The sequence below is a fragment of the Variovorax sp. LjRoot175 genome (assembly GCF_964253805.1).
Lineage (GTDB): Bacteria > Pseudomonadota > Gammaproteobacteria > Burkholderiales > Burkholderiaceae_C > Variovorax.
Genome location: NZ_CAXURY020000001.1, coordinates 3,123,440 through 3,141,984 on the forward strand (window position 1 = coordinate 3,123,440; position 18,545 = coordinate 3,141,984).

The window sequence follows — 18,545 nt, forward strand, 5'->3', positions numbered from 1 at the left end:
GGCCCAGCGCGCCCTCAAACCGTCGCTTGGGCCGTCAGGCGATAGCCCGCGCCGCGCACGGTCTCGACCATCGGCGCCGCCGGGCCGAGCGATTCGCGCAGACGCTTCACGTGCACGTCGACCGTCCGCTCTTCGATGTAGACATGATCGCCCCACACCTTGTCCAGCAGCTGCGCGCGGCTGTGCACGCGCTCGGCATGCTGCATCAGGTAGCCGAGCAGCTTGAACTCGGTCGGGCCCACCTTCAGCAGCGTGCCCTGCCATGTCACGCGGTGCGTCGCGGTGTCGAGCACGAGTTCGCCGATTTCGACGCGCTCGGTGACGGCCTCGGGCGCACGGCGGCGCAGCACGGCACGAATGCGGGCCAGCATCTCCTGCGTCGAGAAGGGCTTGGTGATGTAGTCGTCGGCGCCCGCGTCCAGCCCGGCCACCTTGTCGGGCTCGTCGCCGCGCGCGGTCAGCATGAGGATCGGCATCGACTTGGTGCGCGGATCCTTGCGCCACTGGCGCGCCAGCTGCAGGCCGCTCTGGCCCGGCAGCATCCAGTCGAGCAGCACCAGGTCGGGCAGGAAGGCATCGAGCTCGCGCTGCGCTGCCGCGCCATCCTCGGCCCAAATCGGCTCGAAGCCGTTGTGGCGCAGGTTGACGGCGATCAGCTCGGCGATCGAGGACTCGTCTTCGACGATCAGGACGCGGGGTTTCTTCATTGATTGAAGTGCAGGCCTATTGAAGAGCCGATTCGATTTCCTGCATCGAAGTGTGCCGCACGTCGGCGCCCTTGACGATGTAGATGATGAACTCGGCGATGTTCTTCGCGTGATCGCCGATGCGCTCGATCGCCTTGGCCAGGAACAGCAGGTCGAGGCTCGCCGAGATGGTGCGCGGGTCTTCCATCATGTAGGTGACCAGCTTGCGCACGAAGCCGTCGAATTCCTTGTCGATCAGGTCGTCGTCCTTCAGGATCGACAGCGCCGCGGCCGTGTCCAGGCGCGCGAAGGCGTCGAGCGCCTTGCGCAGCAGGCCCGAGGCCAGATCGGCTGCGATGCGCAGCTCGGTGGAAGGCAGGGCGCGCGCCGAACCGCTTTCGATGATCGACTTGACCATGCGCGCGATCTTGTTGGCCTCGTCGCCCACGCGCTCCAGGTTGGCGGTGGTCTTCGAGATCGCGATCAAGAGGCGCAGATCGCGCGCCGTCGGCTGGCGCCGCGCGATGATCGAGGACAGCTCGCGGTCGATCTCGATTTCCATCGCGTTGACGCGGTGCTCGGTTTCCATCACGCGGTCGGCCGCCTCGGAATCGAACTGCGACAGCGAATAGACGGCCTGATGGATCTGGGACTCGACCATGCCGCCGAGCTCCATCACGCGCGAGGAGACGGCGTTGAGTTCGCTGTCGAACTGGCTGGAGAGATGTTTTTCCGTCATGGTGCTTCCTTTAACCGTAACGTTTAACCGAAACGGCCGGTGATGTAGTCCTCGGTTTCCTTGCGCTTCGGCTTGAAGAACAGCTCTTCCGTCGCGCCGAATTCGATCAGGTCGCCGAGGTACATGTAGGCGGTGTAGTCGCTGCAGCGCGCCGCCTGTTGCATGTTGTGGGTCACGATAACGACGGTGTACTCGCTTTTCAGCTCGGCGATCAACTCCTCGATTTTCGCCGTGGAGATCGGATCGAGCGCCGAGCACGGCTCGTCGAGCAGCAGCACCTCGGGCTTGATCGCGATGCCGCGCGCAATGCACAGGCGCTGCTGCTGGCCGCCGGAGAGGCCCGAGCCGCTTTGCTGCAGCTTGTCGCGCACCTCGGTCCAGAGCGCAGCCTTCTTGAGCGCCCATTCGACGCGGTCGTCCATCTCGGAGGCGCTCAGGTTCTCGAACAGCTTCACGCCGAAGGCGATGTTGTCGTAGATCGACATCGGAAACGGCGTCGGCTTCTGGAACACCATGCCGACCTTGGCGCGGATCAGCGCCACGTCCTGCTTGGAGGTCAGCAGGTTTTCCCCGTCCAGCGCGATGACACCCTCGGCGCGCTGCTCCGGATAGAGCTCGAACATGCGGTTGAAGGTGCGCAGCAAGGTCGACTTGCCGCAGCCCGACGGCCCGATGAAGGCCGTCACCTTGTTCTCGGGAATCTCGAGGTTGATGCTCTTGAGCGCATGGAACTTGCCGTAATAGAAGTTCAGATCCTTGACCGAGATCTTGGCGCGCGACGGCTGTGCAGCGATGGTGGTTGGCATGATGTTCAGAGTTTGTTGCGCGTCAGGATCCGCGCGAGGATATTGAGGCCGAGCACTGCAACGGTGATCAGGAACACGCCGGCCCAGGCGAGTTGCTGCCAGTTCTCGTACGGGCTCATCGCGAACTTGAAGATGGTCACCGGCAGGCTGGCCATCGGCTGCGTCACGTCCGAGGTCCAGAACTGGTTGCTGAGCGCGGTGAACAGGAGCGGCGCGGTTTCGCCCGCGATGCGCGCCACCGCCAGCAGGACGCCCGTGACCACCCCGGCGCGCGCGGCGCGCAGCGTGATGCTCAGGATGACCTTCCATTTCGGCGTGCCCAGCGCATAGGCCGCTTCGCGCAGGCCGGCCGGGATCAGCTGCAGCATGTTCTCGGTGGTGCGGATCACGACCGGGATCACGATCAGCGCCAGCGACAGCGCGCCGGCCAGGCCCGAGAAGGACTTGAAGCGCGCCACCACCACCGCATAGACGAACAGGCCGATCACGATCGACGGCGCCGACAGCAAGATGTCGTTGACGAAGCGGACGACGTTCGAGAGCCAGCTCTTGGGGTTGTACTCGGCCAGGTGGATGCCGGCCATGATGCCGATCGGCGTGCCCACGAAGGTGGCGAGGGCCACCATCACGAGCGAGCCGAAGATCGCGTTGGCAATGCCGCCCGATTCATTCGGCGGCGGCGTCATTTCGGTGAAGGTGGCCAGCGCCAGGCCGCCCACACCCAGGCGCAGCGTTTCCCAGAGGATCCAGATCAGCCAGAACACGCCGAAGGCCATCGCGGCGAGTGACAGCGTGAGCGCGATGAAGTTGACGCGCTTGCGGCTGGCGAACTTCGCCGCCCGCGTTTCGTCGAGCGCCTTGGCGCTCAGCAGGCGTTCGGCGGTGCTCATGACTTGGTTCCTTCGCTCTTCTTCATCTGCTGCAGCAGGATCTTGGACAGCGACAGCACCACGAAGGTGATGAAGAACAGCACCAGGCCCAGGTACATCAGAGAAGCCTGGTGCAGGCCCTCGCCGGCTTCGGCGAATTCGTTGGCCAGCACCGAAGTGATGCTGTTGGCGGCTTCGAAGACCGAGAGCGAGTTGAGCTGGTTCGTATTGCCGATCACGAAGGTAACGGCCATCGTTTCGCCCAGCGCCCGGCCGAGGCCGAGCATGATGCCGCCGATGACGCCGGCCTTGGTGTAGGGCAGCACCACCTTGGAGACCACCTCCCAGGTCGTGGAGCCGAGGCCATAGGCCGACTCCTTGAGCAGCGGCGGCGTCACTTCGAACACGTCGCGCATCACCGAGGCGATGAACGGGATGATCATGATCGCGAGGATGATGCCGGCCGACAGGATGCCGATGCCCACAGGCGGGCCGGACACCAGCGCGCCGAGGTAAGGAACCCCGTCGAACAGTTTCTGCAGCGGCTGCTGCACGAAGGTCGACAGGATCGGCCCGAACACCAGCAAGCCCCACATGCCGTAGACGATCGAGGGCACGGCTGCCAGCAGCTCGATGGCTGTGCCGAGCGGCCGCTTCAGCCAGGCCGGCGACATCTCGGTCAGGAAGAGCGCGATGCCGAAGCTCACCGGCACCGCGATCACGAGTGCGATCAGCGAGGTGGCCAGCGTGCCGTAGATCATCACCAGCCCGCCGTACTCGTTCTGCACCGGGTCCCACACGCTGCTGGTGAGGAAACCCAAGCCGAACTTCGAGATGGCGGGCCAGGCGCCGGCCAGCAGCGACAGCAGGATGCCGATCAGCATCGCCAGGGTCAGCAGCGCGGCGCCCTTGGCGGCCCAGCCGAACAGGCGGTCGGTGGCGGCGCCAGTGCGCGGCCTCTTGGCCGGCGGCGGGCTCGAGGTCGCACGGTCACGCTCGGCCGGAAGCTCGAGCGAGGTGGAAGCAGCGGGAAAAGTGGATGACACAGGTCGCTCCGAAAGCGGCGCGTGCTCGAGCGGAGTGCTCATACGCGCCGGTCCGCTTTACTTGAAGGCGACGGGCTTGCCCGACGCGTCCTTGATCTCGCCCCAGGCGGTCGCGATCACGCCCTTCACCTTGTCAGGCATCGGCACGTAGTCGAGGTCGCCGGCGGTCTTGTCGCCGTTCTTGTAGGCCCAGTCGAAGAACTTGAGCGTGGTCGTGGCCTGCGCCGGCTTGTCCTGCGACTTGTGCATCAGGATGAAGGTCGCGCCGGTGATCGGCCAAGCGTCCTTGCCGGGCTGGTTGGTCAGCACCTGGTAGAAGGTCTTGGACCAGTCGGCGCCGGCAGCGGCGGCCTTGAAGGCGTCATCGTCCGGCGAAACAAAGCTGCCGGAGGCATTCTGCATCTGGGCGTACGTCATCTTGTTCTGCTTGACGTAGGCGTATTCGACGTAGCCGATCGAGTTGGGCAGCTTGCTGACGAACTGGGCCACGCCTTCGTTGCCCTTGCCGCCCGCGCCGATGGGCCAGTTGACGGCCGTGCCGTCGCCGACCTTGGCCTTCCAGTCGGGGTTGGCCTTGCTCAGGTAGTTGGTGAACAAGAAGGTGGTGCCCGAGCCGTCGGCGCGGCGCACCGGTGCGATGGCCGCATCAGGCAGCGCCAGCGAGCCGTTCAGCGCCTTGATCGCGGGATCGTTCCACTTGGTGATCTTGCCGAGGTAGATGTCGCCGAGAACCTGGCCGTTGAGCTTGAGCTCGCCGGGCTTGATGCCCTGGATGTTGACCACCGGAATCACGCCACCGATCACGGTGGGGAACTGCACCAGGCCCTTGGCCTTCAGGTCGTCGTCGGTCAGCGGCATATCGGAAGCGCCGAAATCGACTGTCTTGGCATCGATCTGCTTGATGCCGGCGCCGGAACCGACCGACTGGTAGTTGATCTTGGCACCGGTGGCCTTGTTGAAATCCGAGGCCCACTTCGAATACAGCGGGGCCGGGAAGCTTGCGCCGGCGCCGGTGGCTTCTTGTGCAAAAGCGGGAGCATGGGCCAGGGCCGCGGCGACGAGGCCGGCGGCAGCAAACTTGAACGTCATCTTCATGAAGCTTCCTTTTGGATGTGCAGAGGACCCCTTCCAGGGGGCTTGGCAGGGACTCTAGGAAGCTTGTGTGACACCGGTGTGACACCCTTTTCCAGAGGGAAATCGCCCATCGCAGGGGCCTGCGCTCTGTGACGCTGTCACACAATCGTCATGCGCCACGCCTAGCCTTGAGCGCTCGTTGCGGCACCCTCTTGGCGCGGCAGCGCCGGCCGAAACGCTACGATCGGGGCCCGCCATCTCCTCCTCACCATGCAAAACGGAACCCGCCTCGCTGCGGTCGATCTCGGGTCGAACAGCTTCAGGCTCGAGATCGGCCAGGTCGACCACGGCCAGATCCACCGCGCCGAGTACCTGAAGGAAACCGTTCGCCAAGGCAACGGCCTCGACAGCGCCCGCAACCTCACGCCGGAGGCGATGCAGCGCGGCTGGGACGCGCTGGCCCGCTTCGGCGAGCGGCTGGCGGGCTTCAAGCGCTCGCAAGTTCGCGCGGTGGCCACCCAGACCCTGCGCGAAGCCCGCAACCGCGAAGAATTCCTGCTGCGGGCGCGCACCATTCTGGGCTTCGGCATCGATGTCATCACGGGCCGCGAAGAGGCCCGCCTGATCTATCAAGGCGTGGCGCACCTGGTGCCCCACACCGACGCCTCGAACCGGGAGCGCCGCCTGGTGGTGGACATCGGCGGCCGCTCCACCGAGATGATCATCGGCCAAGGCCTGAAGGCCGAGGTGATGGAGTCGTACCGGGTCGGCAGCGTCGCATGGTCGATGAAGCATTTCCCCGAAGGCCAGTTCACGACCGCAGCCTTCAAGGCGGCCGAGATCGCCGCCAAGGCGGTGCTGGACGACGCGCTCGCCACCTACGTGCCGGACCGCTGGGACGTGGCCTACGGCGCCTCGGGCACGATCGGCGCGGTGGGCGATGTGCTCGCGGCCGCCGGCGGCGAGCCGGGGCTGATCACGCGCGACGGGCTCGATTGGCTGGTCGACCGGTTGCTCAAGGCCGGCAACGCCGATCGCCTGCGCATCGAAGGCATGCGGGAGGACCGCAAGGCCGTGATCGGCGGCGGCGTCAGCGTGCTGCGCGCCGTGTTCGACCTGCTCGAGATCGAGGAAATGAAGGTGGCCCAGGGCGCCTTGCGCCATGGCGTGCTCTACGAGCTGCTCGAGCGCGACGAGAGCGTCGCCGATCTGCGCGCCAGCACCGTGGCGCGCCTGGCCAACCGGTTCGCGGTCGATGCCGCGCAGGTCCGGCGCGTCAGCGAGACCGCCGCTGCGCTGTTCCTGCAGCTCGAGCCGGCCGCGCGCGGCGGCAGCACCACCAGCCGCGCCGGACGAGCACTGCGCAAGATCGGCTGGGCCGCCCAGCTGCACGAGATCGGCGCCCAGATTTCGCACAGCGAGTACCACAAGCACGGCGCCTACATCCTGGACAACGCCGACGCGCCGGGCTTCGCGGTGAACGAGATGCACTGGTTGAGCCAGCTGGTGCTCGGTCATCGCGGCAAGCTGCGCAAGATCGAGGCCTCTCTGAACGACGAGACCTTCGTCGCGCAACTGCTGGCGCTGCGCCTGGCCGTGATCCTGTGCCATGCGCGACGCGATCCGGATCTGGAGGGGCTGCGCCTGGGGCGAGCGAACAGCCAGCTTTTCGCCATCGCGTGCCGTGCGGGCTGGTCCGAGACCTACCCCCAATCCGCGCACTTGCTGCGCGAGGAAGTGCTGGCCTGGCAGAAGGCCGCCTGGCGGCTCGAGCTGAAGGGCTGCTGACGCCTAGAGCAGTTCGGGCGACTGCACCGTGACCACCACGGTCTGCACGTCGCCGTCGCGCTCGCGGGTGCGGATCCACCAGACGGCACCCTTGCGCACCGGGCAGCTGTCGTGCTTGAGGCCGAGCAGCAGCGAAATGGCTTCGCCGAGCGAGGGTTGGTGCCCGATCAGCAGCACCACGGATTTGCCGTTGGGCCATCCGGCCGCGGCCAGCAGTGCATCCGCCGTAGTGTCGGGCGCGAGTTCGCTGCGCAGCTTGTACTTGCGTCCTAGTGCGAGCGCGGTCTGCTCGCAGCGGCGTGCCGGGCTGCAGACGATGCGCGTGCCCTCGGGTAGTTGCCGATCGAGCCAGGCCGCCATGCGCTTGGCCTGTTTCTCGCCGCGCTGGGTCAGCGAGCGCTGCAGGTCGTCGCAGCCCTCGGTCCAGTCCTCGGCCTCGGCATGGCGCCAAAAAATCAGATCCATGGCTTGTTGCGTCATTCCCGAGAGGCAGCGCGGCTGCGACCTCGCGATGCGTAGCGGACCATCAGCGCGGTCTGCGCGCCATGGGCCTCGACGGTGCGAACGACGGCGCCATCCGCGCCCGGCTGCAGATCGACGCGGCGATAGGCGCCGTCGGCGCCGAGATCCCAGGCATCCCGCCCGTCGTGCAGGTAAGCCACCAGGCATTCGTCGATGAGCCGCTGGCGCAGCGCCGGATCGGTCACCGGCCAGGCCAGCTCGATGCGGCGCAGCATGTTGCGGTTCATCCAGTCGGCGCTCGACAGGTACAGGGATTCGTCCTCGCCCCGGCGGAAATAGAAGACGCGCGAATGCTCGAGGAAGCGTCCGATCACCGAGCGCACGCGGATGTTGTCGGTCAAGCCCGGCACGCGCGCCGGCAAGGTGCAGGCGCCGCGCACGATCAGGTCGATCTTCACGCCCTTTTGGCCGGCGTTCACCAGCGCGGCGATCAGGGCCTCGTCGGTCAGCGCGTTCATCTTGGCAACGATGCGTGCAGGCTCGCCGGCGGCCGCCGCGGCAGCGAGCGCATCGACCCGGGCGATCATGTTGCGGTGCAGGTCGAAGGGTGCCATCCACATGCGATGGAGCTTGGGCAGCCGGCTCTGGCTGGCCATGTGCACGAACACCGCCTCCATGTCGGCGGTCAGCAAGGGGTCGGCGGTCAGGTGGCTGATGTCGGTGTAGAGCTTGGCAGTGCGCGGGTTGTAGTTGCCGGTCGACAGATGGCCGTAGCGGCGCATCTGCTTGCCCTCGCGGCGCGTCACCAGCAGCATCTTGGCGTGCGTCTTCAGGCCGACCACGCCGTAGACGACCTGGGCGCCGATCGATTCGAGCATCTCGGCCCAGTTGATGTTGGCCTCCTCGTCGAAACGCGCCTTGAGCTCCACCACCACCGTGACCTCCTTGCCGCGGCGAACTGCCTCGCGCAGCAGGTCCATGAGCTCGGAATCGGTGCCGGTGCGGTAGATGGTCTGCTTGATGGCGAGCACCTGCGGGTCCTGCACCGCTTCGCGCAGGAAGGCCAGCACGCCGTCGAAGCTCTCGAAAGGCTGGTGGATCAGGGCATCGCCCTGCTGCAGCCGCTCGAAGAAGGACTGCCCCGGCGTCAGCATCACCGGGTAGGACGCCTGGTAAGGCGGAAAGCGCAGCTGCGGCTCCTCCAGCAGGTCGATCAGCTGCGTCAGCCGGGCCAGGTTGACCGGGCCGCGCACGCGGTACAGCGCCTGCGGCGGCAGGTTGAACTGGGCCAGCAGAAAGCTCGCCAGCGACTCGGCGCAACTGGCCGAGACCTCGAGCCGGACGGCCTGCCCGTAGTGGCGATGCTGCAGGCCCTGGCGCAGCGCCGTGCGCAGGTTCTTGACGTCTTCCTCGTCCACCGCCAGGTCGGAGTGCCGCGTCACGCGGAACTGGGAGAACTCGCCCACCTCGCGCCCCGGAAACATGCTGGACAGGTGGGCCCGCACGATGCTCGACAGCGCGACGAACAGCGTCTTGCCGCCCGACACCTTGGCCGGCATGCGGATCAGGCGCGGCAGCACGCGCGGGACCTTGACGATGGCGATCGGGTTCTCGCGGCCGAAGGCGTCCTTGCCGGAGAGGCGAACGATGAAGTTGAGCGACTTGTTCGCGACCTGGGGAAAAGGATGCGCCGGATCCAGCCCCACCGGAATCAAGAGCGGCTGGACCTCGCGCTCATAGTAGTCGTGCACCCATTTGCGCTGCGCCGGGTTGCGCTCGCCGTGCGAAATGATGTGGATGCCCTGGGCCGCGAAGGTGGGGATCAGCTCGTCGTTGTAGAGCGCGTACTGCCGCCCCACCAGCGCATGCGCCACCTCGGCCAAGCGCTCGAAGGACTCCACGGTGTAGTTGCCCTTGCGGTCGCCCGCGGCATTGGCGATCAGGTGCGGCGCCGTCCGGACCTCGAAGAATTCGTCGAGGTTGGACGACACGATGCACAGGTAGCGCAGGCGCTCGATCAGCGGCACCTCGGGCCGATAGGCCCAGTCGAGCACCCGCTCGTTGAAGGCCAGGATGCTGTGGTCGCGGTCGAGCAGCCTCAGCGACGGCTCAGCGGCGACAGGCGCGCTGTCGGAAAGGGCTGGCGACAAGGAAAATAATTCTGGAGAAACCGGCACGGGAGTGTATGCAGACGGAATCATGACAGTGTCAACCGCCGTTGTGACAGTTGCATGACAACTGTATGACGACATTCCCGTGCTGTCTTAATTGCCCAGGAAGTGTTTTCGATAGCGCGCCGGCAGGTCCTCGATGCGCATCAGCATCGGAAGGTCGGCGGTATTGAAGTCCGGATCCCAGGCCGGCGGGCCCAGAACCTTGGCGCCGAGCCGCAGATAGCCCTTGATCAGCGCGGGCGGCTCGATCTGGAGTTCGCCGTCGAGCCGATGCACCGGCAACGGCAGCCGCGGCTGCACGTGGTACTGGATCGGTGCCATATGGGTGGCCGAGAGCTGGCGCCAGATGCTGGCCGCCGCATCGCCGCTGGTCACGCCGTTGTGCCACATCGGGATGCTGGCGCAGCCGATCATGGTGTCGAGCTTGTTGCGGTTCATGAAACCGGCCAGCGCACCCCAGAGCGCGAGGATCACGCCGCCCTGGCGATGGTCCGCATGGACGCAGCTGCGGCCCAGCTCGACCATGCGTTCGCGCAAGTCGCGCAGCCGCGTCAGATCGAATTCGGTGTCGCTGTAGGTGCTGCCGATGCGCCGGGCCTGGGCCGGCGTCAGCACGCGGTAGGTGCCGATCACCTGGTTCGTCGCCAGCTCGCGCACCAGCAGGTGCTCGCAGAAGTCGTCGAACAGGTCGATGTCGTGGCCTTCCAGCGGGGTCGTGAGGCGGGCACCCATCTCGCCCGCAAACACCTCGTAGCGCAGGCGCTGGGCCGCGCGGACGTCGTCCTGGTGCCGTGCCCAGGTCACGCTGATGCCGCCGGCTTCGGTGGCGGCGGCAGGGGTTGCCGCAGCCGGTACTGCAGGAATCGAAGCCGGTGCGCGGGCCGGGTTCGGCGCCGGCCACAGGGCGGCGCGCAGTCCCAGCTGCGAGAACGGAAACGTTGGCGTGGGCAGTTCTTTCATGCGAGACCCTTTCTGCGGACGGAGTCTGTGAGACAGCGGTGAAACACGCGTGTCAATCCGATGGCAGTTGCGTGACTTGCAACCATTGGCGCCTGCTTTCGGCGTCTAATCCCGACGTTTCGCCAACTGGAGTTCTTTCATGGCCGCCGAAGTCCAAGTCAGGGTCGAGGTCGAGACCCGCCGTCATCAGATGTTTCCCGTGCTGGGCGCCGCCTGCATCGAGCGCATCAGGCGCTTCGGCAGCGTGCGGCACTACGCGCGCGGGGACTGCCTCTTCCGGGCCGGCGAGCCCGGCCCGGGGATGTTCGTCGTGCTGCGCGGCATCGTGGCGATCACCCAGCGCGACGGGCTCGGGCGCGTGGTGCCCATCGAACGCCAGGGCCCGGGTCAGTTTCTGGCGGAGATCGCCCAACTCTCCGGCCGCCCTGCCTTGGTTGACGGCCACGCCGAGGACGATGTAGAGACTCTGCTGGTGCCGCCCGAGCAGCTGCGCGCGCTGATCATCGCCGAGGCCGACCTCGGGGAACGGCTGGTCCGCGCGATGATCCTGCGCCGGGTGGCCCTGATCGAATCGGGCAGCAGCGGGCCGGTGCTGATCGGACCGCCGCAGTCGGCCGCGCTGCTGCGGCTGCAGAACTTCCTGCGCCGCAACGGCCATCCCTACAACGTGGTCGACGCGACGCAGGACGCGGATGCGGCGGCACTGCTCGAACAGTACGGCGAGGCGGAACTGCTCGTGGTCTGTCCCGACGGTGCCGTCGTGGTCAATCCGACCGACAACGCACTCGCGCGCTGCCTCGGCATGGTCGACACCATCGACCACGACGAGCTTTTCGACGTGGTGGTGGTCGGCGCCGGCCCCGCCGGCCTCGCGACCGCCGTCTACGCCGCATCCGAAGGCTTGCGCGTGATCGTGGTCGATTGCCGTTCCTTCGGCGGCCAGGCGGGCGCGAGCGCGCGCATCGAGAACTACCTGGGCTTTCCGACCGGCATCTCCGGCGGCGCGCTCGCCGGCCGCGCCTTCGTTCAGGCGCAGAAATTCGGCGTCGAGATGCTGATCCCGGCCGAGGTCGCCTCCATGGACTGCAGCGAAGCCGATACCAAGGGAGAGCTCACGGTCCAGCTCATCGATGGCCGGCGCCTGCGTTCCCGAACCGTCGTGATCGCCAGCGGCGCGCGCTACCGCCGCCCCGAGGTGCCGCGCCTGGCCGAATTCGAAGGCCGCGGCATCTGGTTCTGGGCCTCGGCGCTGGAGGCCAAGCTGTGCGCACAGCAGGAGGTGGCACTGGTCGGCGGCGGCAATTCGGCCGGCCAGGCCGCGGTGTTCCTGTCGCAGCATGCCGCCAAGGTCAATGTGCTGGTGCGCGGCCCTTCGCTCGCAGCCACCATGTCGCGCTACCTGATCGACCGCATCGAGGCCACGCCCAACATCGAGCTGCATCCGCATACCGAGCTGGTGAGCCTGCACGGCGACCCGGCCTCGGGATTGAACGGGGCTACCTGGCGCTGCCGTCGCACCGGCGACGAAGAGCAATGCCCGACGCGCAATATCTTCCTCTTCATCGGCGCGGTGCCGGAAACGGACTGGCTCGAGGGCTGCGGCGTCTCGGTCGACAAGCATGGCTTCGTGTTGACCGGGGAAGCGGCGCGCGGGGGATTTCCTGCCAGGCCCGCGGCTGCGCTGGAAACCAGCGTCGCCGGCGTGTTCGCCGTGGGGGACGTGCGCTCCGGTTCGGTCAAGCGCGTGGGCGGCGCGATCGGCGAAGGCGCTGCCGTGGTCGCGCTGATCCACAAGCACCTGGCACCGAGCGCCGTGGCCGCCTGAGGCCGGAACAGGCCGCGTTCTGCAGGAAAAGCCACCGGCCGCTATGCTGGCCGGCCCTGTCTCTTTCCTCTGGAACGCAGTCCATGTCTCAAGCTCCCATCGACGTTTATTCCTGGCCCACGCCCAATGGCCACAAGATTCACATCATGCTGGAGGAGTGCGGCCTCCCCTACCGCGCGCACCCGGTCAACATCGGCAAGGGCGACCAGTTCGAAGCCGGCTTTCTCAAGATCAGCCCCAACAACAAGATCCCGGCCATCACCGATCCCGAGGGCCCGGACGGCAAGCCGATCTCGCTGTTCGAATCCGGCGCGATCCTGGTCTACCTGGCCGGCAAGACCGGCCAGTTTCTTCCCGAAGGCGAGCGCGCGCGCTACGAGGTGCTGCAGTGGCTCATGTTCCAGATGGGCGGCGTCGGCCCGATGCTGGGCCAGGCGCATCACTTCCGCATGTACGCGCCCGAGAAGATCGCCTACGCCATCGACCGCTACAGCAACGAGGCCCGGCGCCTCTACGGCGTGATCGACAAGCAGCTGGCCAGCCACCGGTTCATCGCCGGCGAAACCTACTCGATCGCCGACATCGCCATCTTCCCGTGGCTGCGCAGCTGGGAGAACCAGGGCATCGTGCTCACCGAGTTCCCACACCTGAGGAAGTGGTTCGAGGGCATCGCTGCCCGGCCCGCGGTGCAGCGCGGCGTCAAGGTGCTGGCCGAGCTGCGCACGCCGATCACCGGCGACAAGGAGCGCGAAATCCTCTTTGGCAAGACGCAATACGCGAAGCGCTGAGAAAGGCCTGCTTCGCACAGGCTAGAATCGCAGGCTTCGTCGGGGTGTAGCGCAGCCTGGTAGCGCATCTGGTTTGGGACCAGAGGGTCGAAGGTTCGAATCCTTTCGCCCCGACCATGAAAAAGTAAATGCCGGTAATGACTTAGCGTCGTTACCGGCATTTTGCTTTGATAGCCGTTTGTCTACGCTTTTGACGAGTGTCTACGTTTCAGGCCCGCGCGTGAAGAAGTTCCGACGACAAGCTGGGATAGATCGAAGTGCCGGCACTCGGCCAGAAGCCGCCACTTGGCAACCTCAGTTGCCGAAAAGTCTGTCATGATCAATCGGCTGGCGCTTTTGTCTGAAAGATTCGCGAGTTGAACCCAGCGTCAGGCACGGAAAAACTTAATGCCCGCGAGTTTCGAGTTCGTCGGTAGAGTTGAGTTAGGGGACAGCCCTCCGAGTTGTGCAAGGCTGTCGCCCGATAACAAAGTCATGCCCCTGCGTTTGGGAGGCCGTGTGAATCTAATTAGAGTTCATTACCTTGATGCCTCCGCTCTTGCGAAGTTGGTCGTGAACGAACCCGGAAGCGACGAATTTCGTAAGTACTTTGAAAGTGAGTCTGTGTTTTACACGACTTCAATTTGCTTTGCCGAAGTACTTGGGTTGCTCAAATATAAATACAGCGGGAAAGGGAGAGCCCTATCTGAGGATCAGTATCTTACTGCTTGTGATGAGCTGTTTTCCTACGTAGCCTGTGACTCAATTGAATTAGAAGATGTTGAGATTAGCGAAAGAACTGTATTCACCGAGGTTGAAACGATAGCTCGGCGCCACAAGCTTGATGTTTCTGATGCCTTCCAAATTATATCGGTGAAAAAGAATTACTTTTCAAGGTTTCAGAACGAATCAAGGCCAATCCTCATTACTGCTGACAAACAGCTTGCAGATGCTGCGAGGAGTGAAGGTCTGCGTGTGTGGTACTGCATTGATGAGCCATTTCCGTAATTGTGCATAGCAACGCAATCAACAGGGACGGCCTAAAGGCCGCCCGTTATTTTTACCGTTAGCATCCAGCAATCACACCGATGGGCCCCTATGAAGCGACTTGCCTCTCTCGCAGCCATCGCGCTATCGTTCCTTGCCGCTGCCTGCACCTCATCGCCGCCTTCCTTATGGGGCACATCCGGACGCTACTTGCAAGTACGCAATCCCATGAATGGGGTTGTATCTGCACAGTTTACGTTTCCAACTGCAGATGGATGCGCCTTCATCCTGAAGCTTTGGCTTAAAAGCGATGATGGTAAAGACTTCCACAAGTTTTCAGCCTGCACCGAAAGCACGGCGTCTCAAGCACTTCCGTTCCGTGCGACCCTTCGAAACAAAGCGGCTGGCTTCCTCTATGACTTAGAGACTGCATCGCTTACGGAATGCACCGAAGGGCTCAGCGGCATGTTAAAGGGGAGCAATAGAGAGAATCTGGAGGTCGTCGCCTCTTGCAAGAGTAAATGATACTGTGTGCTAACCCTTCGCTTCAGCCGACCCGCCCCGGTTTGCGGCCTCCGCGGGCGGCCGATCTCAAACGTTGAGCGACTGCTTTCTGGCTTTCCATTCCGTGTTCTGAAAGGCAGCTCTGGGCCCCAAACCTGCCAGTCGCTTGGCAGTGCAGGGATCAAGGGCCTCCCAGCGCGTCATAGCTGCGCTCGCAAGCGTTGCCGGCTATTCGGGCACGGTCAGCGTAGGCAGCAAGGAATTCCACTCGCTGGCTACAGCGCCCGAGCACGTTGGCAAGCACTCCGACGGCATCGGCTCCTGCCGCGCTTCGCTCGAGAGCGGAGGCACGTTCATTTGCTCGGCGGGCGGCTTCGGCATATCGGGCAATTTGCTTGCGCATGCGGTCACCAGCACCGCGAGCGGTAGCAAGATCGCCCAGCGCAATGCGCGTTTCTTTTGCAGCGTCATCGACTGCCTTTCTCTGTTCGGTATTGATGCGTTCGACCTCGAGCAGCCGCGCGCGCGCAGCAAGCCGACCACTCTCGGCAGCCGCGGCTTTGTAGTCGGCGAGTTGCGTGCGGACGTTCGCCGTCGCCTCGCGCGCCGCGTGCACCTGGACCTCCTTCACGAGGCCGAAGCCCACCGCGGCAGCCAGCAGCAGCGCCCACAGCGCGCCAGGGATCATGTTGAACGCGCCGAAGATGGCTTTCACTGATCGCGCTCCGGCAGGTCGGGCCAGCCCCATGCGTCGAGCCACAGGCGCCACCACAGCGGCACGAAGATGGCGGTCATCATGGGTTGCACTCCGGCGCCACCTTGTCGAGGATCTCGATAAGGCGCTCGGTCAGCCGCCCCGCGTAGGCCGGCCCCGGGTGCACTTCGTCGAACAGCTCGAGCGGGTCATAGGTCACGGTGCCGTAGTCGGCGAAGGCCACGTTCTTCGACGCCATCAGCGTCTTGAGCGCGCCGTTGTAGTGGTCGCGCCTGGCGATCGCGTCCGGCGCCAGCGGCGGCCGCTGGTGGGTGAAGCCGGTCACGATGGGCGTGCGTCCCTCGCCGCGCACATGGTCGACGATGCGCGTGTAGGTGTCGAGCACCACGCCGATGGGGACGCCCTGCCATGCGTCGATCGCGCCGTTTTCGAGAACCACGAAGCGCGCCGATCGCGCCTCCGCGAAGAAGGTTTGCGACAGCATCATCAGCGTGGTGCCCGCCACCGCCCGGTCTTCGACGCGCCACTTGGGCCGCTTCGCTTCGATGACGCCCTTTGCACCCTGCAGCGCCTGGATGCTGTCGCCGTAGATCACGACGGAGCAGGCATACATCGGCCCCGCGGCTTTCGGGGGCGCAGCGGCCGCGGGCGGCAATGGCAAGCCGCCTCCAGATCCGCCACCGCCGCACGCGGCCAGGACGAAGGCCAGAAGGATGACGAGGCGCTTCATTCGGCACCGCCCTTCTTCTTCATATCCGCCAGCACGCCCGCGAGCCACTCGAAGCCCTTCTGCGTCACGTTGAAGCCAAAGTACAGGCCCGCGACCCACTTCACGAGGTCGACAAACGCGACCTCCTTGATGAACTCTCCCAGCAGCAGCAGGATGGCGGCGACCACGATCAGCATCGCCAAGATCCATTTGCGCGATGCGTAACGGGACTCTTCGTTGTCGTCAGTCATTGGACAGCCTCACATTTCTGATGGCGCTCGAGCTGGCGCGTCCACACGCCGCCGCAGCGCTTGTTTCCAGGGGTTGAACAATCGAAGCCCGCGGCGAAGCGATACAGCAGGTAGGCATCGCAGGCCTGGGCGTAGTTGCCGGCCTTCGTCTCGCTCGCCATGGACGACTGCTTCCAGCGGTAGCAGCCGAACTGGCCGGCGAAGTCGACGGCCTGGGCGAACTCAACGGGGTGGATGGGCGTGTCGCCGAGCGAGTCCCGCACGCACTTGGCGTAGGTCTGCTCGAGCAGGTTCACGGCGAGCTCGTGCGCGCGCTGCCGCGTGATGGGCGGATCTGCCATCGTCACGCGCGCGCCGCTCTCGTAGTGCGTCGACCCGTGGCCGATAGTGGGCACGTCGCCCTTGGTGGGGATGATCGGGCCGGCCGAGAAGCCTTCGTAGGCGATCCAGCCCGCCACGATGGCCGCGGTGACCTTCAGGGTCATCACAGGGACGCGGCCGACCGTGCTCATTCGTCGGCCTCGCGGCTGTCGAGCGAGCCCGGCGACGTCACGCGCTCGAGTTTGCGCATGCGCGCCTGGTGCTCTTTCTCTTCGCGCCGGGCCCGGACTTGCTGGCGCTGGTTCTCCTGGCGCTTGAAGTAGAGGTTCACCAGAAAGCCGGCGAGGCCCAGCAGCAAGCCGGCGAGCACTCCGAACTCAGAGGACAGGAGCCAGCTCGCAACGGAAGCGCCGGCGCCACCGTAGGTGACGTTGCTGCCCGCGGTCGCCACGGCTGCCTGAACAGCTTCGCGGCTCATGCACAAAGCCCTCGCGTTCGGAGGGCTTGGGGATCGACGGAGAAGGCCGTCGCCTCGGATTGGGTGGGCATGTCGGTCCTTGGTGGACCGCACTGCCCCGGTAGGTGTGCTCGCCGTTTATAGGCGTGCGCCCTCCCCTCAGCAAGGGGGGTAGCTGCTACGCTCGCTCAATGACAACGCAATACCTTTTCATCGATGCCGGCTATTTGGATCAGGTTCTAGCGGACGTTAGCAGGGAGTGGTTCGGCGGCGCCCCGATGACTCCCGACTACAAAGGCATAGGTCGGAACTATCGGAAAATCTTCTACTACGACTGTCTTCCCCCACGGAGGGAACACGAGTCAGACGCAGAGTACAAAGAGCGGAGCGCACCGAAAGAGCAGCATTTCGAACGCTTGCGCTCTCTCGATGGTTGGCACGTGAGCGAAGGAATCGCGAAGCACCGAAGGCGCACGGGCGCTACCCAGAAAGAGGTCGACATATTGATCGCGGTCGACATTCTTTCGCACACGCACCGACGCAACATGACGCTGTGCAGCTTCCTTGCAGGCGATCAGGATTTCTGCCCATTGATTGAGCAGGTTGTTCGGGAGGGTATGTACGTCCAGCTTTGGTATCACCCGTCATCAATTTCGCGCGATCTGAAGAACGCGGCCGACTCGGCGAACGTTCTCGACCTCTACACCCTCTACGGATACATGGACGGGGCTTTTCAAAGCAAGCACCCTCTCCCGCACATTTTCCGCAACCCTAACGCGGGCATGAGAGGGGCGAATCCCACATTCTGTGCAAAGAAAGACGGAGCTGTGATCGCGATGCTCTTCCAACATCCGGAGGCCGGCTGGTGGGAAATCATTGGCACCGCGCACGACGTGAACGTCACGTACGAGCACATGACCTTCGCGGACTTGGACTTCTTGAAGCGCGTCTTTGAACACCTACGTGGGCCCGTGGAGTGGGCCGCTGCGTAGCGGGAGCTCGATTTGTGCCGCGCCGACAACCGGCCATGCTGAAGGCCAGGCTCGCGTGCTAGGCTCGTCCCTCCCGAACCGCAGGAGAGACTATGGCTGCCGCGACGCCCCGACAGATTGCGAATGCGAAACTCGACGTGGACTTTTGGCAGGACTTAGTCGATAAAGCCAAGATCGCGTTGCAGCGGGAATTCGACTTTCAGGACGTCGTGGGTGCCAACAGCAACTATGAGAAGCTGCTCGGTGAAGTCCGACGAGAAACGTTGGACTCCATCACCACGGATGCCCATCGCATGTTGATCCGAATGCAGACAGTCCTCTTGAGACTGCAGCAGCAGCGCTAGCGTCCTTGCCGGCCCCAAAGCCAGAGTCCCAGGCCAAGGGCGGCGAGGCCCAGCGCTACGCGCCAGTCC

21 protein-coding genes and 1 tRNA gene are annotated in these 18,545 nt (G+C 64.8%); 8 read left to right on the top strand and 14 right to left on the bottom strand.

The genetic code is table 11. The features are described from left to right. Positions 1-14: 14 nt before the first annotated feature. Genes phoB through pstS form a run of 6 tightly spaced genes read right to left on the bottom strand, consistent with a single transcriptional unit; the run spans position 15 to position 5,241 of the window. Complete coding sequence (gene phoB / locus ACSQ89_RS15520; protein WP_214702839.1) at positions 15-707, bottom strand: phosphate regulon transcriptional regulator PhoB; 693 nt, start codon at positions 705-707, stop codon at positions 15-17. A gap of 16 nt (positions 708-723) precedes the next feature. Beyond that, positions 724-1,425, bottom strand: coding sequence for a phosphate signaling complex protein PhoU (phoU, locus tag ACSQ89_RS15525; protein ID WP_093108883.1), 702 nt, complete (start codon positions 1,423-1,425; stop codon positions 724-726). A gap of 23 nt (positions 1,426-1,448) precedes the next feature. Next, the gene (pstB, locus tag ACSQ89_RS15530; RefSeq protein ID WP_093108884.1) at positions 1,449-2,231 is read right to left on the bottom strand and encodes a phosphate ABC transporter ATP-binding protein PstB; all 783 of its coding nucleotides are present in this window, start codon (positions 2,229-2,231) and stop codon (positions 1,449-1,451) included. Between the two features lie 5 nt (positions 2,232-2,236). After that, entirely contained in the window at positions 2,237-3,121 is an 885-nt protein-coding gene (pstA, locus tag ACSQ89_RS15535) for a phosphate ABC transporter permease PstA (RefSeq protein ID WP_093108885.1), read from the bottom strand. Further along, positions 3,118-4,188: a phosphate ABC transporter permease subunit PstC gene (pstC, locus tag ACSQ89_RS15540; protein ID WP_093108886.1), complete on the bottom strand. Its 1,071-nt coding sequence runs from the start codon at positions 4,186-4,188 to the stop codon at positions 3,118-3,120. The genes pstA and pstC overlap by 4 nt, the downstream gene beginning before the upstream one ends. Positions 4,189-4,203: 15 nt before the next feature. Continuing rightward, a complete protein-coding gene (pstS, locus tag ACSQ89_RS15545; RefSeq protein WP_436290194.1) occupies positions 4,204-5,241 on the bottom strand; it encodes a phosphate ABC transporter substrate-binding protein PstS in 1,038 nt (345 codons plus the stop codon). Between the two features lie 249 nt (positions 5,242-5,490). On the opposite strand from pstS, the gene ACSQ89_RS15550 reads away from it, so the two are divergent. Next, a complete protein-coding gene (locus ACSQ89_RS15550; protein ID WP_093108888.1) occupies positions 5,491-7,008 on the top strand; it encodes a Ppx/GppA phosphatase family protein in 1,518 nt (505 codons plus the stop codon). Positions 7,009-7,011: 3 nt separating this feature from the next. On the opposite strand, the gene ACSQ89_RS15555 is transcribed toward ACSQ89_RS15550, so the two are convergent. Genes ACSQ89_RS15555 through ACSQ89_RS15565 form a run of 3 tightly spaced genes read right to left on the bottom strand, consistent with a single transcriptional unit; the run spans position 7,012 to position 10,604 of the window. Continuing rightward, the gene (locus tag ACSQ89_RS15555; RefSeq protein ID WP_436290193.1) at positions 7,012-7,473 is read right to left on the bottom strand and encodes a SixA phosphatase family protein; all 462 of its coding nucleotides are present in this window, start codon (positions 7,471-7,473) and stop codon (positions 7,012-7,014) included. An 11-nt stretch (positions 7,474-7,484) separates the two neighbouring features. Further along, positions 7,485-9,722 (bottom strand): polyphosphate kinase 1, encoded by a 2,238-nt coding sequence (gene ppk1, locus ACSQ89_RS15560; RefSeq protein WP_436290192.1) that lies wholly within the window; start codon positions 9,720-9,722, stop codon positions 7,485-7,487. Positions 9,723-9,734: 12 nt separating this feature from the next. Beyond that, positions 9,735-10,604, bottom strand: coding sequence for a GNAT family N-acetyltransferase (locus ACSQ89_RS15565; RefSeq protein ID WP_093108891.1), 870 nt, complete (start codon positions 10,602-10,604; stop codon positions 9,735-9,737). Positions 10,605-10,743: 139 nt separating this feature from the next. Here ACSQ89_RS15565 and ACSQ89_RS15570 point away from each other — a divergent pair, with 139 nt between their 5' ends. The 5 genes from ACSQ89_RS15570 (at position 10,744) to ACSQ89_RS15590 (ending at position 14,708) form a co-directional block, all read left to right on the top strand. After that, positions 10,744-12,429 (top strand): FAD-dependent oxidoreductase, encoded by a 1,686-nt coding sequence (locus tag ACSQ89_RS15570; RefSeq protein ID WP_436290191.1) that lies wholly within the window; start codon positions 10,744-10,746, stop codon positions 12,427-12,429. Between the two features lie 83 nt (positions 12,430-12,512). Then, entirely contained in the window at positions 12,513-13,217 is a 705-nt protein-coding gene (locus ACSQ89_RS15575; RefSeq protein ID WP_436290190.1) for a glutathione binding-like protein, read from the top strand. Positions 13,218-13,257: 40 nt separating this feature from the next. Then, positions 13,258-13,334: transfer RNA gene (locus ACSQ89_RS15580), tRNA-Pro, on the top strand. Between the two features lie 357 nt (positions 13,335-13,691). Then, on the top strand, positions 13,692-14,204 hold the full coding sequence (locus tag ACSQ89_RS15585; RefSeq protein WP_436296209.1) for a type II toxin-antitoxin system VapC family toxin: 513 nt from the start codon (positions 13,692-13,694) through the stop codon (positions 14,202-14,204). Between the two features lie 90 nt (positions 14,205-14,294). Beyond that, on the top strand, positions 14,295-14,708 hold the full coding sequence (locus tag ACSQ89_RS15590; protein WP_436296210.1) for a hypothetical protein: 414 nt from the start codon (positions 14,295-14,297) through the stop codon (positions 14,706-14,708). Positions 14,709-14,868: 160 nt separating this feature from the next. Here ACSQ89_RS15590 and ACSQ89_RS15595 read toward each other — a convergent pair whose 3' ends face one another. The 5 genes from ACSQ89_RS15595 to ACSQ89_RS15615 form a co-directional block, all read right to left on the bottom strand. After that, positions 14,869-15,402, bottom strand: a complete 534-nt coding sequence (locus ACSQ89_RS15595) for a DUF2514 family protein (RefSeq protein WP_436296211.1) — start codon at positions 15,400-15,402, stop codon at positions 14,869-14,871. A 79-nt stretch (positions 15,403-15,481) separates the two neighbouring features. Continuing rightward, positions 15,482-16,132: an SGNH/GDSL hydrolase family protein gene (locus ACSQ89_RS15600; protein ID WP_436296212.1), complete on the bottom strand. Its 651-nt coding sequence runs from the start codon at positions 16,130-16,132 to the stop codon at positions 15,482-15,484. Beyond that, positions 16,129-16,362, bottom strand: a complete 234-nt coding sequence (locus tag ACSQ89_RS15605; RefSeq protein ID WP_436296213.1) for a hypothetical protein — start codon at positions 16,360-16,362, stop codon at positions 16,129-16,131. The genes ACSQ89_RS15600 and ACSQ89_RS15605 overlap by 4 nt, the downstream gene beginning before the upstream one ends. Further along, entirely contained in the window at positions 16,359-16,874 is a 516-nt protein-coding gene (locus ACSQ89_RS15610) for a glycoside hydrolase family protein (RefSeq protein ID WP_436296214.1), read from the bottom strand. The genes ACSQ89_RS15605 and ACSQ89_RS15610 overlap by 4 nt, the downstream gene beginning before the upstream one ends. After that, positions 16,871-17,161: a holin gene (locus tag ACSQ89_RS15615; RefSeq protein ID WP_436296215.1), complete on the bottom strand. Its 291-nt coding sequence runs from the start codon at positions 17,159-17,161 to the stop codon at positions 16,871-16,873. The genes ACSQ89_RS15610 and ACSQ89_RS15615 overlap by 4 nt, the downstream gene beginning before the upstream one ends. Before the next feature lie 170 nt (positions 17,162-17,331). Between ACSQ89_RS15615 and ACSQ89_RS15620 the strand changes: the two genes are divergently transcribed. Together ACSQ89_RS15620 and ACSQ89_RS15625 are read left to right on the top strand one after the other, a co-directional pair. Then, a complete protein-coding gene (locus ACSQ89_RS15620; RefSeq protein WP_436296216.1) occupies positions 17,332-18,132 on the top strand; it encodes an NYN domain-containing protein in 801 nt (266 codons plus the stop codon). A 92-nt stretch (positions 18,133-18,224) separates the two neighbouring features. Continuing rightward, positions 18,225-18,476: a hypothetical protein gene (locus ACSQ89_RS15625; RefSeq protein WP_436296217.1), complete on the top strand. Its 252-nt coding sequence runs from the start codon at positions 18,225-18,227 to the stop codon at positions 18,474-18,476. Positions 18,477-18,545 lie beyond the last annotated feature (69 nt).